The organism is uncultured Flavobacterium sp., assembly GCF_963922255.1.
Taxonomy (GTDB): Bacteria; Bacteroidota; Bacteroidia; order Flavobacteriales; family Flavobacteriaceae; genus Flavobacterium.
The window spans coordinates 1-15,844 of the sequence record NZ_CAWUIC010000004.1 but is presented as its reverse complement, the minus strand read 5'-3'; the positions used below and the strand labels follow the sequence as shown (position 1 = coordinate 15,844).

Below are 15,844 nucleotides of genomic sequence, written 5' to 3'. Positions count from 1 at the left end.
TCTTTTATATCATAAGCAGAAAGAACCTTTCGCTATTATTTTTCGGCTTTAGTATGCTTAGTCTTCTCCCCTGATAAGTTTTTTATTCTCAAATGGTACCAGGTACTATTTGGTGTAATCTTTATAATAATAACTTTTACTATGCTAGCACTAAGCCGCTAAGGCAATACCAAAAAAATCTACTTCAAAAAACTGCAACAACAAACAAAAAAATAAAAATTATCTCCTTTGAATTTAAAATTACGTATTTATACGTAATCAAATATGTCAAATTTAACATAAATTAGCCTCAATAAAAAACTATATAATTGCGACTATCCTGTTAAATAGGTATAAAACTAGCACTAGAGTTGCGGATGTATCCTAGTTACCTGCAAGCTGAAAAAAAGCCAACGCTCGGTCAAGCACATTTGGTTTTTGCCAACGCTCAATTCCAACGCTGAAAAACCAAAAGAGCTTGCCCTTTCCCAACCCACGACAAGATAATGAATAATTACACTGCATTATAGTGAACTTTTACTATCTTTGACACTGAAAAAATAAATTAGGTTTCAATGAACCGAATTAAGGAAGTTCTAAAAGACAAAGGAATATCACAGACTTGGCTTGCCAAACAGACAGGTAAAAGTTATACCACAATTAACGAGTATGCTCGAAATGTGAGACAACCTAGTTTAGAAGACTTATACCAAATTGCTGAAATTCTAAAAGTTTCAGCAAAGGACTTACTAATCGACAAAAAGGATTAAAAAATGTCAGAAGAATTAAAAGCAAACAACTATACAAAAAAAGGAAATCCTTTTGGTATTTATGAGTCCTACACGATAGGTGCTACAAACCTTAACGAACTAAAAAAATATAAAATAGTTCCAAACAACGACTACAAAAATTATGGAAAACGAAAACCAGATGGAGTAATCGTTGACCGTAGAAATAAAGATGAAGTCCGAGTTATTGCAATCGTTGAGTACAAAGACCCTTCAGATTTTGACACAGAAGAAAAAAAACTCAAGGCATTTCGACAATGTAATAACTATTGTCAAGTTGTAGGTGCTGCATTTGGTATTGCGACCGACACACGAGAATATTTCTATATCAATCCAAATGCTAATGAAGAATTAGCAACAGAAACCTATGAAGACGATTTTGGAACAAAAAGGTCATACAGTCTAATTCAAAATGAAGATGGTTACAATTTAAGCCACAACCTTGTAAAAGACTTATCTGACACAACAGAACTGAATAAAAGTTTAGCTCTTTTTGACAGACTATTAAAAGAAATAAATTCTGCCAACAGCAAATTAATTATTGAGCGAAAGTTAAACCCAAATAACCTCGCAAAAAACGTATGGCAATCAATTTGGTTAGCAAGTGGAGAAAACCCTGACTTATGTTTATCTACGTTCGTAGAAATATTCATTTTTAGGTATTTAAGCGATTTAAAGATTCTAGAAAAGAATAGTGATGGCGTTCCTGTCGATTTCGATTCAGTTAAAAAGTCGGGAAAAGATGTTTGCTTGAAATATTACTTTAATAATGTTCGTGGGCACATTAAAGCACTGTTCCCCGAAAGTGAACTAGACAACACTTCTATTATCAATGGTTTTATTCTAGATGCAAGAATCAAAGAACATAATCATTTATTCTTCAATATTTTAACTAGTTTTTCCAATTTCCTAACTAATGAAAAAGGAGAAGAAATTAAACTTGTTAATATTGACCCAGAGTTCAAATCAAGACTTTATGAAGACTTCTTAAAAAGAAGTATAAGTCAAAAAAATTGGGGACAATACTTTACGCCACGTAATGTTGTTAAAGCAATAATTGAGGTTTCGGGCATTGAAAAACTAGGTAAAGATGCTGTGGTAGGCGACCCAGCCTGTGGTGTTGGAGGTTTCTTATTAGAACCCCTACTTACTAAAATAACAAACGCTTTTTCTGTTAAAGATGGTAATCTAAATTCTTCTTTAAATTTCAAAGGTGAAGATAGAGACCCAAAAGTTATCATAATGGCTAAAGCCAATATGATAATTTACCTTTCAGAAGTATTAAGAGATAACCCAACACTAACCAAAAATTTTGCAAAAACAATCAATGAAGTTTTTAAATCCTTCCATACTTCAATTTTAGGTTCGTTATCGACTACTAAAAAGAATGTTTACGACTTAGTAATGACAAATCCACCTTACGTTACGAAAGGAATTGTTAATTACAAAGAAGCTATAAAAAATGATGGAGAGTTAAAAGACTATTACTATGTAAACGGAATGGGTGTTGAATGTTTTTTCATTGAAAAAATAATCAATGAACTTAAACCAAATGGTAAAGCTTTCATTGTTATTCCAGACGGTTTATTAAACCGAGTAAATGACCATAAAATCCGTGAGTTTATTAAAAAGCATTGCATTATAGATGGTATTATTTCTCTTCCAATTGGGACTTTCTACTCAACCCAAAAGAAAACCTACATATTAGCTGTAACCAAGAAAGAATCAACAGACATTCAACAAACTGATAAAATATTCGGTTATGTAGTAACAACAATTGGAGAATCACTTGATGTTTATAGAACACCTATTGATGATAATGATTTAAAGGATTTTGTAAGACAATTTAAATATTTCAAACTTGATAAAAGCTTATTTGAACCTTTAACAATTAATTGTAAAACTTTTGATATTGACAAGTTTGACCCTAAAACTAATTGGTGTATAGATAGATTTTGGGATAAACAATCTAAAATTGATTTGGGTATTGAAGAAGAAATCAATATCGTTGACATTGATGAATATCACAACCAAGTAAGCAGAGTTACTAGTGAGATTCAAGAATTGAATAAAGCTTTGGGTAATATTGATAAAGCCATTGCTTCTTTGAATCCTGAAACTAAATCTTTCACTTTAAACGACCTTTTTTACATTAAACAAGGTGATGCTTATTATACACTAAAACGAATCAAAGAAAATGCTTGGGAAGGGAACATTCCCGTTTATTCTTCGAATACAAAAAATGATGGGATTTTAGCTCACATTTTAAAAGACCAAATAAAGGAAAAAGATAAGTTTTATGATTATTCATTGACTTGGGCTATAGATGGAATGGCAGGTCAACTGTTCTTGAGAAATGAAGAAAATAAATTAAACCTTAAAGAAGATAAGTATCTATTTACAGTTAATAATCACTGTGGTGTTATAATACCTAAAGAGAAGATTGACTTTTTCTTTGAACGTTACTTTTCTGACAGAGCAAATGAAAACTACAAAAATCAATTTTTTAAGGAATTAGAAATTGGATTTGACAACATTACTAGTAAAGACGATATTGAAGAAAGAGATAAAGCGTTTTTAAAGTTTTACAACTCATTGTTCTATGACTGTCCAAATGAAAAATCAAAACTTGAAAAGTTTAAAGATTTTAAAATCAAAGAGGATTTAGTAGATGATAAGGACGTTACAATCCTTGAGAAGAACTCTAAGCTAACTTCTGACAACATAGAATTAATAGTAAATTCAGGCATAAAATCAATAATTCTTAATCCGATTCAAGCCACAAAAAAAGATGAACTAAAAGAAGTTCTAAAAGAATTCAAAAAGTATTCAACGTGCTTTACTGAAGAAACCTCAAAAATATTTTTTAAGGAAATATTACCATTAGTAACTAAATACTATACAAATAGGATTGAAATAGACCTTCGATATGTTATGAAAAACGTACAGCCTTTGTTCTTTCAAAGGACAAGAGCTTACGGTAATAAAAAATTGGGAACAGGTCAAATAATAGATATAGAAATTGCAGTTCCAATAGACAAAGATGAAAATTTCGATTTATTGACTATGGAGAAAATATCAAAAGAACAGGATAAACTTTTAAATATTAAAAAAGAGATAATAATGAAATACAGCGAATTGGGTGAAATGGAAGTTGTGATTCAATAATGCCAACGCTTAAAGCCATACACATTTGCAATTCGCACCAGCCAACGCTGCAACCAAAAATTGCAAAAGAGTATGTCTTTGCCAACGCTGAAAGACGAATGAAAAAATAAAGCCAGCAGGTAACAATGTATATAAAAAATAGGCGAAACAGTAGTAAATTCAAGGGTTTTGGCTCGTGTCAAACTTTGTGCTTAACCGAAAGTTTAGTGCTTCGAAATCGCCTACTTTTCATATACTAACCGTAGGCAATCATTTAAAAAACAACCGAAAAAGTAATAACAAATGGGAGAATTAATACTACCTGATAGATTTAAACATATTGAAAAAGTTGATAATTTTCTTGAAGGTTGGGAAAACGTAAAACTAGCAATACGACCAGAATATCGGCTTGAAGCAAGTTTAGAAAAGACAAGAATAGCAATTGAATCTGGTCTTAATGATGCTGCAATAAATTATGTTTGGAACTTGGCAATGTTTGACATACAAAAAAAGATTGTTGCTTATGGGATTGAATACTTTTCAAGCGCAATTAATTGGGATGGAAAACCACTACAAACTATTGAGGATTTAAGAGAAGTCAAAGATTATCAACTAATTACTGGAGCATTTGGATTAGGAATAATCCCTAATGAAGCTCATTTTTTTTTACAGCAATGTAGAGAAATCAGAAATAATTTTAGCACTGCCCATTTTCCAATGGGAGAAATCGACAAATTTGAAACATACAATTTTATTAAAAATTGTATCAAATATGTATTGACATTTGATATGCCTGCTCGTGGACTTCAAATAAAAGATTTGATTGAAAGCTTAACTTTAGAAAGATTAGAAAGTGTCGAAGAAATAAATGCAATTATTGAAAGTCAATCAGAAAAGATTCACGGACCAATAATTCACAATTTATTTGCCAATTTTATTAAACAAGATTGTGACCCAAATTTAAAATACAATATTCGTCAAATTGGACCAAATTTATGGGAATTAGTTTCAGATGATATTCGGAGTAATATTGCTTCAAAATTCTCTTCGTTAAGAGACATAAAAGGAAAAGATGCTGCGAGTGAGGCTCTGGAATTTCTTAAACTTGTAAATGGCGTTGAATATATTCCAGAGTCATTTAAAGAAATAATATTTAAAAAACACTCACAAGCGTTACTCGATGCTCATTATGGGTGGGATAATTTTCATCACGAACCAGCTTATGCTAGAGATTTGGCTAGTTTAGGTCAAAATGTTCCATTATCTTCTATTTACACTTATGTTAAAGCGATAATGGTTTCTTTTCTTGGAAACGGTTATGGCATCGCAAGAGGAGCTCAACAATATAACGTGCAAATGATTTCCGACTTATCGCAAACAGGAATTAGGACTTTATTTAAGCTATTAGAAAGTGATATTGATATTTCAAGAAAACTATCTAATTCCGCTGCTGTGAATAGATTATATGGAATTTTAGATTTGATCAAAGACAAGACTATGCTTCCAAAACAAAAAGAATTATTTGATTTTATAACTAACAGTAAAGCTATCAAAGTTAGAGGACATTTTGAATCTAACTATTGGAGACTTGCAAAAAAATAACGGTTGCCAATAATGGCTATAAGTAATTACTTGTTCTATCCTACTTCTGAAAATCCTCGCGGATTTTCAGTTTGGGGTGTACTTGCAAAGTTAACCGCTAAACCACGCAACTACTCATAGCCGAGAACGTTACCAGTAAGTTAACAAACACTCGAACTGAATTGAAAAAAAAAGAAATAATCGAATTGACAAACTTTGTAACCGAAAATGGTTGGGATATTTTTATAGATATTTCCAATCTGATAATTAGTCTAATAACATTACTAATTGCATTTAAAATCTTTAACCGATTTTCTTTTAAACCAAAAGTGCTTGACAAACAGTTTGAAACTGTCTCAGAATTGATAAATGTTCTACAGAATTGGACAATTTCCATAAATACAAAAGGAATTGAAGAACCAAAAGAAAATTATTTTAGTAGAGGTTGGCGGACAAAATTTTTTGAGTTTAAGACATTAAAAGAAAGTGAAAATCATAAAGAGTTATTTTTTGAGGAAAAACTACTTTTCACACACGAATGGTACGAACAAAATCCATTACTTGGGTTAGATATAAATCCTTTTATGCCAAAAGAAATTGCTGACAAAATTGCGAATTTCAAAATTTGGCTACCGACAAGAGCAAATGCTGATAATTTTGAAAAAGTTACTTATATAGATTTAGATAAATTTGACACATCAGTAAAAAGATATTCTGATTTAGGATTAATATGTAATCCAAGAGAACTTTGTTTTCAGAATTTTGAAACTTTTTACAAAATGTGTAAAGAATTAATTGAGGAAATAGAAAAATGGTTGAAAAAATATGATGCCACTAATTTAAATCTGAAATAAAACCTACAGGTAACACTTTATATAATTTATTGCTAGTTCTAGCCTTCTTACGAAAGTCCTCACGGATTTTAGTTTGGTAAGTACTTGCAAAGTAAAGCGTTTAACAACGATACTACTCATAGCTGAGACAATTAGTTGCAAGCATAAGGACCATCTAAGTAAAACAAAATGACCGAAAAAATTATAAATATCATAGACGACAGTAGCTCCACTTTGGATGATGCTAAAGATGACTATAAGTTGCTTGCTGAAAAACTTGAAATAGACATTACTTATCATTATTCGCCAAGACTTATCCAAGACGAAATAATAAAAAGATTTAAAGCCAACATAGATAGAAGTGCAGACACAACAAACAAGAACATTTCTATTATTCAACTAAAAATTGTTGCTCAAAATTTAGTTTACAGGTATCTGCTCTTTGACGAGCCAACTCTTGACTATCTAAATATCTTGCAAAATCTTTTTGCAATTAAAGACGCAAGTATTCAGAAGATTCCATCATTTGAAGAAACTGACATTTGGAAAATAATCATCTCAAACGTAAAAGATTACAAGTTAGTCTCTGATCTTTCATTCGACATTAAACCCGAAAGGATTCGAGAGGAGTATCCTCAAGAATATGACAGAGTGATACAGTTAAAAACACTAATTTCAGAAGGTTGCAAAGTTACCATAGAAAATGAAAGCCTCGAAATTAAAGATATTGAACTTGCAATCAACAAACTTGACAGCATTGTAAAAGAAATCGGTGGAATTACATTAGCAAGAAGTATTTTTCATTTACTCACCCAAAACAATTACTCGACATACTTTGAAAGGTATCATTTGACAAGACAAGGTAATGGATTAGGAATGCACAAAAGTCCACAAATACCAATAGGTTACTTGCTAAACCTTTGTGTAAAATATCCGTATGAAATCCAAACGCTAAGAAATATAGACAAAGAGTTAAGACAAATTCAAGATTTATCTATCGCAATTGTTACAAGCTACTACAATGTTGAGCATTACAATCAGTGGACACATTTTTTTCAAACTGGAGAAACAATAATAAAATTTTGCACCGAAATAGCACTTTGGGATTCTATTTACTCTCTGATTCAAATCCGTCCAAAACTTTCATTACAAATAATAGAAGAATTATATCAAGAAATTGATGAAGCAACTTTTTCTAAAGTGGTTGGGGTTAGTAAAACTGAATACTTTACCGTTCTGAATGAAATTTTTAAAATTTCTAATGACAGAAATGGTGTTGTTACTATTTACGTATCTGCTATTAAGAAAAAATTAAAAGAGTTTGAGGAACAACTAATTAAAAAAGTTCTTGATATTAATTCCCATAACACACAAGCCAACGCAGAATATCTTTTACCATCAGACATTACGAAAGTAGATTTTCAATTCAATTCTCTAATAAAATTGAGCGATACGAAATATATCCTAATGGACAAGTCGTGGTGTGCTCCCTCTCTTTTTGAATCATTAGCCACGGTTTTTAGAGCGGCAAAAGTGAAAAAATTTGACAGCAGCATAGGTTACGCGCTAGAAAAACTAATTTACAAATGGCTAAATGAACACGGCATAACTTATTCTCATGGTACTTATTCAGTTGATACCATTGAGGGCGAATGCGACCTTTTAATTGAAGCAGAAGACGCGATAATCTTAATCGAGTTTAAAAAGAAAGTATTAACAAGAAAAGCAAAATCAGGAATTGACATTGACCTACTTATTGATTTATCAGACAGTATTTTATCTTCTCAAATACAAGCAGGTAGAACCGAAATAATTTTAAGAGAAAATGGTGAAATTACTTTGACAAACCAAAAATCAAATTCCTCTAAGAAAATTTATTGGAATAACAGAGCAATAGAGAGAATATCATTAACGCAATTAGACTTTGGCGGCTTTCACGACAAGACAATAATAAATCAGTTTTTTAACGCTTTACTTACCCATTCATATGTAACATATTCAGAGGAAAAAAGTATATTGAAGAAGTTCGAGGAGTTAAAAGAAAAACAAACAATTTGGAGTAAACAATTCACCAAATTAAAAGCCCTTGACAAAGCATTTAATCATTTCCCATATTTTGGCTCAAGTTTCATGAATTTAGGACAACTTCTGGAAACAATAAATCTATCAAAGGACAATGATTCATTCTATGAGAAATTAAAAACGAATAAATATGTTACATTTGGAACACTTGACTTTTATAGAGAATTTGAAATGAAGTTAAATTTGGAAAATAATGCCAGCCACTAACAGCCGTAACCATTGCACAACACCTAATTTTTCAAAATAATTTAAAAATTCATAAAATTTTGACCTCTTTAAAAGCTATCTAAAGAAGTTTCTTTTTAGGTAAGGTCTAACTTTGATAAATTACGTATTTATACGTAATCAATTAATTCAAATTTAACCTAAATTAGCTTCGATATAAAACAATATAATTGCGACTATCCTGCTAAATAGGTATAAAACAAGTATCAGAGTTTCGGGTATAAACTACTTGGCATTAATTTGAAACAATTTCAGTCCACTACATACAAATAAATTAATTAAAATATCAAAAAATGAAAACTACATTTATCATCATTCTTTTTTTATCAATTTCGTCATGTATTTATGCGCAAGAAATAAAACTCAAGAAAGAAACTATCTATATTGACGGAAAAGCTGTTTTGAGTTATGAAAAAAAATCTTATGGAAATGAATTAGTTATATATGAATTGAATACAAAAAATGAACTAATTACAGATGTCTATAACCCGACTAGTAATTATCAAAAAATATTCTTTATTAAACAAAAAAAAAGTATGGAAATGAGGCCAAAATATTGGAATAAATCTCTAATAAAATGGTTTATAGAACAAGATATTTTAGATGTAAACGGTAATTTAAATGAGGAAAAAGTGGATATATTTATTGAAAAATTTGACGAAAAAATTACAGAAAGAACCATAATTAAGGATTAAACTATTGCCAAGAATGGCTTTAAGTAATTGCTTGTTCTCACCTATTTCTGAAAATCCGTGAGGATTTTCAGCTTGGTGTGTACTTGCAAATTTAAGTGCTAAACCACACAACTACTAATAGCCGAGACCGTCAGGTAGCATTTAAAAAATAAACTCAAAAAAAACAATGAGCGGATTTAGATTATATAGCTTAGTCATTGAAAACAGGCAGATAGAAACTGAAAAAATAATTCTAACAAATGAGCAATCGATTAATTCTGATAATTATTTCACTTTAATAATCGGAAACAATGGAACTGGAAAAAGTCGAATTTTAAGTGAAATCGCTAGATATTTTACAAGAGAAACACGTAGTCAAAAACAGGTTCATTTATTCAGAGAATTTTACTTTGAATACAATAAACTACCATCAAAAATTATAGCATTAACTAATAGTATATCTGACAAATTTCCTGTTGATGAAAGTTTTAGACCAACTCGCGATTCTCAATCAGATTTAAGACATAGAGATTTTAAATATAATTATTTAGGAACAAGAAATAGAATTAATAGTTTTTCTAATAAAGCTTTAATGAATAGAGCATTAGAAATTGTTTTTGAGAGCTATTCGGAATTTGATATTTCAAGAAATTATCGCCACATCTTTGATTATTTAAACTATGAACCGATTATAAAGCTTAATTATAGATTTACAACTTCTTTTTTCGAAAACCACAAAGGTCACTTAACTCCTAAAATTCTAATAGCTAATATTGAAGAGATTAATATTAATAGATTTTCATATAGAAGTGAAAGTGTGATAAATGAAGTCAAAGAAAGAGCTGAAGATATCTGTGATTTCGTAAATAATAAAATTAACTTTAGCGAGAGAGAAAACGAGTTGACAATAAATTTTTCGGAAAAAAATATAACTCGAATATATAATGACAACTCAATCTACAGTGATAATGTTTATGCTTATGACATTTTAAATATTCTTAGAAAAATTGGATTCATTAGAAGTTTTGAAATTCAAGTATTTAAAAAGGGAGGAATGCCTTTTAATTTTAGAGAAGCTAGCTCAGGAGAGGCTAGTATACTTTCGACATTACTTTCTTTAATTCCTTTATTAAAAAACGACAGCCTAATTTTAATTGATGAACCTGAAATAAGCTTGCATCCACTATGGCAATCAAGATATCTAGATTTAATCAACAAAATTTTACAAAGTGTTAATGGTTGTCATATTATAATTGCATCACACTCACCTTTTTTGGCGTCTGACTTAAACCCTATTAATTCTAGTGTGATTACTTTAAAGAATAAAAAAGGATTTATTTTTTCTGAAATGATTTCAAAATCTACTTATGGGTGGTCGTCTGAAGATATTTTGCTAAATGTTTTTGAAATGCCTTCAACTAGAAACTTTCATTTATATGAAAATGTTTCAAAAGCACTAGCCCTTTTAGCTAACGAAAAAAGATCAAATAATGAACTACTTAAAATTCAAAATAGATTAAGAGAATTCTACCCATCATTACGTGAAGAAGACCCTATGAAATCAGTTATTAAAGCAATATTCGAAGCTAATTTTAATGAGTAGTAGAATTTTAATTCCATATAGTCTTACAGCAGGTGAAGCTACAGTAATTGATAATAATTTCAATACACATTCTGATTGGAATAAAGGAGTTTTTGATTCAATAAAAAAGAATATTATCAATCATTTAAGAGCTCAGCAGAATAATACTTGTTGCTATTGTAAGTACCCATTAGGTTTTGATATAAAACAAGTAGATATTGAACATATAATTCCAAAATCTGAATATGAGCAATTCACATTTGAAACTAGGAATTTAGCCTTAAGCTGTCCTGCTTGTAATACTAAAAAAAGTACCAAACCTGTTTTATATAATGCTGTTGTGAATTATCCAACTAATGGAGCAAATTTTATAATAATACATGCTCATTATGACAATTATACAAATCATATTGATATAATAAATAATTGTGTTTTTGTCGCAAAATCTACAAAAGGAAGTGAAACAATTACTTTCTGTGAACTCTTTAGACTGAGTACTGTGGAACAAAGAGCAAAGGCTTATCAAAATATTAGTCCTACTGTTATGCAGCAATTAATCAATGAATTAAAAAATGGAAATCAAAAAGAGAAAGAATACCTTATTAATACGATAAAAGAAGCAATACGCTAAAAAAACGTTGTATAGAAAAGACTATATACAATTGAGTCAAAAATTAATAAGCTAAAAACAAAGGTTGATATTAATCCGAAAGTTAGTACCTAAAAACCTACACTTTTCGCAGGTGAGACCGTTTCTATAAATAAACAATAAAAATGAAGTATGCTTTAGTCAATTTACAGAGAAAAGAAGCTGAACCAAAAGAGATAGGAATTTGTATTTGCTGTGGGAATAACGTACGCGCATATTGTGGAAAACTGCGAGTCAATCATTGGAAACATATAAACTTACTTGAATGTGATACATGGTATGAAAGAGAAACTGAATGGCATAGAGAATGGAAAAACAATTTTTATGATTTTCAACAAGAATTTATTAAATATGATAATATAACTGGTGAAAAACATATTGCAGATATATATATTAAGTCAAAAAATTTGGTAATTGAATTTCAACATTCTCCAATTACAATTGATGAAATATTATCTCGTGAAAGGTTTTACAAAAAAATGGTTTGGGTAATAGATTTAAAAAAATATTTAAAAAACATTATTCTATTTGAAAATATAGCTGAAGAATTTGCAGAAAATGTAGAATATCCTTGGGCTGTAAATCAAGATGCAAAATATAGAAGATTAAAAAAAGAAGGAAAACTTGATGAAGCAGAAAAACTAAGAAAAGATAATAGTGGTTGGTATTACTTACAGAGTTTTGAGCAAAAATATGCTCAATACAGCTATAAAGAAAATTACTTTTTAATGGTTTGGAAATATCAACATAAAAGATGGGATAAAACAGCAATGCCTATGTTTTTCGATTTAGATGATATATATATATATTTGTGTATAGATTCTGTTAAAATTTCAAATGCATTTATTGTAAAAAGGTTTTTGAAAGAAGAATTTATACGGCATTACAAATCTTGAATAAAGTAATATAATGAAATGGTTAGTAAAAAACATTAAAGCTTAGTAAATTTATTGAAGTTCCAACAGAATTTTCAATACATTCTAAAAGTAATTTTGTATCTGTAATCATATCAAAAAAATTAAATAACTGAAAAAATTGTTTTTTATCAAATTTTATAATAATGCACAATTATCAATTAACAGTACCACACGAATTCGAGGCTTTTCATTTAGGTATTGAGTTAACCATTATGAATATACAAGATAGTACACATCCGATATTTACAACAACAGAAACAAAGGATGCGATAATTTACCTTATTCCTTTTGATGAAGAAGACAGTATGTATGCTTTCGATAAAGAAATAAGGCTTAGTATGCCTTTTCTTTTTAAATCTTAATTTTGCTCCTCTAGTAACGTTTTGAGCTTAAAATCAACAAAAAAGTAATGTGAAGTTCCCGAATTACATACTATAAAATTTGCAAGTATAGCAGTAACCCTATACTTTTACCAAAATAACTTCAATCCAAAGTTATATGTTGTACTAAATTTGTTTATCAGGTGAAAGCAAAAAACAGCTCTTTTATATCAAAAGCAGAAAGAACCTTCAGATACTATTTTTCAACCTTAGTGCGTTTAGTCTTCTCTCCTAATAAATTTTTCATCCTAAAATGGTATCAGGTCCTATTTGGTGTTATCTTTCCAATAATAACTTTCACCATTCTGGCATTAAGCCGCTAAGGCAATACCAAAAAAATCTACTTCAAAAATATGCAACTACAAACAATCAAATATAAAGTTTGAAATTGTAATTAGTAATCAAATAAAAAATTATCTCCTTTTTATTTAAAATTACGTATTTATACGTAATCAATTAATTCAAATTAAAACTAAATTAGCATCAATAAAACAGTATATAATTGAGACTATCCTGCAAAATTGTTGTAATAGTAGTATTAGAGTTGTGGATATAGACTTGTTATAGAAAACTTTAAAGAAACGACATTGCAAGAAATAAATTTTCGACATATAGCAACTCAAATCGGGGATTCACTAAAATACTCGACATCGGTTAATGAAATTGATCGACTTGGACAATCTATTTTAAGGGTAAATAAAGAGAACTTTCCTAACTCCTCAATAACATCAGTTAGAGCACAATCATTATTTAATTGGGTTCTCTCATTAGCAAAGACACCTTTAGACAATACAGAAAGGGCAAAACGACTTATTAATTTTTGCCTTGAACTGACACCAGAAGAACAGAAGAAAACAACAATTGAATTTTTAGAAAAAAATCACTGTCCATATAACCTGCTCCATAAAGACAATCTTGACGAATTTTTAAAGAGAAATTTTCATTCTGAAGTGACAAAGCATTCTCAAAGACTTTTTGCACAAGGAAATTATTTTCACGCAGTTTTTGAAAGTGCAAAAGCATACAACAAAGACGTAAAAACAAAATCACAAAGCGATAAAGATGGACAACCACTTATGCTGAATGTTTGGGGTTGTGACAATGGTGTTTTGAAAGCAACCACTTGTCAATCGCAAACTGACAAAGACTTCCAAGATGGTATTAAATTTATTTCAGGAGGCTTAATGAGTGCTATACGAAATCCGACAGCTCACGAACCAGCAATTACTTGGCCTATTGACAAACAGGACTGTTTGGATATTTTAAGTTTAATTTCCTTTCTCTATCGACAACTTGATAAAGCCGTTTATTATAAACCCTAAAACCAATCAGTATGGAATTTTTACTTGAATTAAGATTTGAAGATATTGGATATAATGCAATAATTCATTTTATGACATCCTTCACAGCAAATGATGAAAATGAAGCAAAACATTTTTATACGGAACTAATTTCAGCATTTAACAGACGTGGTGTAGTACTATTCCCTTCAACATACATTAGGATTGATAATAACCCTGAACTTCGAGAAAGAACTTATGAATACCATCAATTTTATCTGTCAAGAGCGACAGCGAAAATTCAGATTGAACAATTTCATTTAGAAAACCCAGACCAAGACAAATCTCTTTGGGACAATTTAGTCGAAAAGTTTTTTGCAGGAGAAAATTCGACAGCTAACATCGGTAGACAATATAATATTCCTGTTAGGGTTGTTGACAAACATACTCGAAATCCAATTGGCGGTGAATTTTACTATTTTTCAGTTGAGCAATTGATACCAAAACAGTAAAAAAAGCTGTCTATAAAAACACCTACCCAAAAGTGGCGGTTCAGTGATTAAATCAAGCTTTGTGCTCCTATCAAAGTTTGTTCTTGGTTGATAGTGAAGTGCTTCGAAATCGCCTCCTTCGGGTAGCTGCAAACCGTTAGCTACAATTTGACAGAACAAGAAAATTTATGATTAAATATTTGACATTTGGAATATCAATTTCCTTTATATCTTGGATTGTAGGAATGATTTTGAATAGTATGCTCGTGAAAACAGAATATTACGAAAAATTGTCAAATCTGAACTTTATTGCGAGTAAGAACACGAATAAAAAAATCGGAATTGGATATTTTAAATGGGTTGTGAAAAATACCTTTTTCAAGTTTTTTAATCAGAAAATAAAACTTGAAAACAAAAAAGTGGAATTGACTGAAATACGAAAAGAAATGACTCTTGCGGAAATAAGCCATCTGATTGGATTTATTTTCGTCACTTTTTTTGCTGTTTATAAAAGTTTTACTCACAACTTATTATTCGCACTGATAATAATGGTCGTAAATAATTTAATGAATTTATATCCTTCATTATTACAGCAAGAAAACAAAAGACGAATTGACAAACTGATAAAAAGACAAATAAAAACTGTAGCTAACACCGTATAAAATTAATGGCTAGTTCTCGCCTACTTACAAAACTCCTCGCAGACTTTCTATCTGCGATTTATTTGCTAACTTTAGTGCTTAAAACACGTAACTAACCTTATACAAACACTTCAGTAGCAACACTTGTAAAACAATACGCAAATGGCATCTAAAAATCAAGAGAAAATAGAAGAACTTTACTCCTATCTAAAAACTAATTTTGAAACAAAAGGTTTTGGTTTAAGAGATGGCTATATATATTCTGGTTTTAGTAGAAAAATTCATTTTGAGCTTTTTGTTGATTATTTAAAAATAGGTCTGAAATATCCTATTCCTAATATTTCGGAAAAGAAATTTAATTCTTTAAATCAATGTGTTTCTGAAATTAATAGTGATTTTATTCATAGAACATATAATACAGTTCCAAAAAACAAATACCATGTTTGGGAGATAGATGTTAGTAATTTGTCATATAATGAAATTGGCAAATTAATAATTGCATTGGAAGCTTATACAAAATAAAAGCCGCTGCTAACAGCAGTTCCTATGTAAAGCACCATAAAGTTATTAACAACTTTGAGTAGGGGTTATATTT

General features: G+C 29.8%; 14 protein-coding genes. All 14 read left to right on the top strand.

Annotation, left to right across the window (positions count from 1 at the left end; translation table 11 throughout):
- Positions 1-554: 554 nt before the first annotated feature.
- The 14 genes from AABJ49_RS04735 to AABJ49_RS04670 all read left to right on the top strand — a co-directional run bounded on the left by AABJ49_RS04735 (position 555) and on the right by AABJ49_RS04670 (position 15,771).
- The gene (locus tag AABJ49_RS04735; protein WP_338376483.1) at positions 555-749 is read left to right on the top strand and encodes a helix-turn-helix transcriptional regulator; all 195 of its coding nucleotides are present in this window, start codon (positions 555-557) and stop codon (positions 747-749) included.
- 3 nt (positions 750-752) lie between these two features.
- Positions 753-3,935, top strand: a complete 3,183-nt coding sequence (locus tag AABJ49_RS04730) for an N-6 DNA methylase (protein ID WP_338376482.1) — start codon at positions 753-755, stop codon at positions 3,933-3,935.
- 282 nt (positions 3,936-4,217) lie between these two features.
- On the top strand, positions 4,218-5,516 hold the full coding sequence (locus AABJ49_RS04725; protein WP_338376481.1) for a hypothetical protein: 1,299 nt from the start codon (positions 4,218-4,220) through the stop codon (positions 5,514-5,516).
- Positions 5,517-5,677: 161 nt separating this feature from the next.
- On the top strand, positions 5,678-6,349 hold the full coding sequence (locus AABJ49_RS04720) for a hypothetical protein (RefSeq protein ID WP_338376480.1): 672 nt from the start codon (positions 5,678-5,680) through the stop codon (positions 6,347-6,349).
- A 168-nt stretch (positions 6,350-6,517) separates the two neighbouring features.
- Positions 6,518-8,617, top strand: coding sequence for a hypothetical protein (locus AABJ49_RS04715; protein WP_338376478.1), 2,100 nt, complete (start codon positions 6,518-6,520; stop codon positions 8,615-8,617).
- Positions 8,618-8,928: 311 nt separating this feature from the next.
- Positions 8,929-9,330, top strand: a complete 402-nt coding sequence (locus AABJ49_RS04710) for a hypothetical protein (RefSeq protein ID WP_338376476.1) — start codon at positions 8,929-8,931, stop codon at positions 9,328-9,330.
- 166 nt (positions 9,331-9,496) lie between these two features.
- Positions 9,497-10,912, top strand: coding sequence for an AAA family ATPase (locus AABJ49_RS04705; RefSeq protein WP_338376474.1), 1,416 nt, complete (start codon positions 9,497-9,499; stop codon positions 10,910-10,912).
- Entirely contained in the window at positions 10,905-11,522 is a 618-nt protein-coding gene (locus tag AABJ49_RS04700; RefSeq protein ID WP_338376472.1) for an HNH endonuclease, read from the top strand. Before AABJ49_RS04705 ends, AABJ49_RS04700 begins: the two co-directional genes overlap by 8 nt.
- 143 nt (positions 11,523-11,665) lie before the next feature.
- Positions 11,666-12,436 carry a competence protein CoiA family protein gene (locus AABJ49_RS04695; protein WP_338376470.1) on the top strand — a complete coding sequence of 257 codons (771 nt, stop codon included), beginning with the start codon at positions 11,666-11,668 and terminating at the stop codon, positions 12,434-12,436.
- A gap of 164 nt (positions 12,437-12,600) precedes the next feature.
- A complete protein-coding gene (locus AABJ49_RS04690) occupies positions 12,601-12,819 on the top strand; it encodes a hypothetical protein (protein ID WP_338376468.1) in 219 nt (72 codons plus the stop codon).
- Positions 12,820-13,424: 605 nt separating this feature from the next.
- Complete coding sequence (locus tag AABJ49_RS04685) at positions 13,425-14,159, top strand: TIGR02391 family protein (RefSeq protein ID WP_338376466.1); 735 nt, start codon at positions 13,425-13,427, stop codon at positions 14,157-14,159.
- An 11-nt stretch (positions 14,160-14,170) separates the two neighbouring features.
- Positions 14,171-14,629, top strand: coding sequence for a hypothetical protein (locus AABJ49_RS04680; protein ID WP_338376464.1), 459 nt, complete (start codon positions 14,171-14,173; stop codon positions 14,627-14,629).
- 167 nt (positions 14,630-14,796) lie between these two features.
- Complete coding sequence (locus AABJ49_RS04675; RefSeq protein WP_338376462.1) at positions 14,797-15,270, top strand: hypothetical protein; 474 nt, start codon at positions 14,797-14,799, stop codon at positions 15,268-15,270.
- A gap of 141 nt (positions 15,271-15,411) precedes the next feature.
- A complete protein-coding gene (locus tag AABJ49_RS04670) occupies positions 15,412-15,771 on the top strand; it encodes a hypothetical protein (RefSeq protein WP_338376460.1) in 360 nt (119 codons plus the stop codon).
- Positions 15,772-15,844 lie beyond the last annotated feature (73 nt).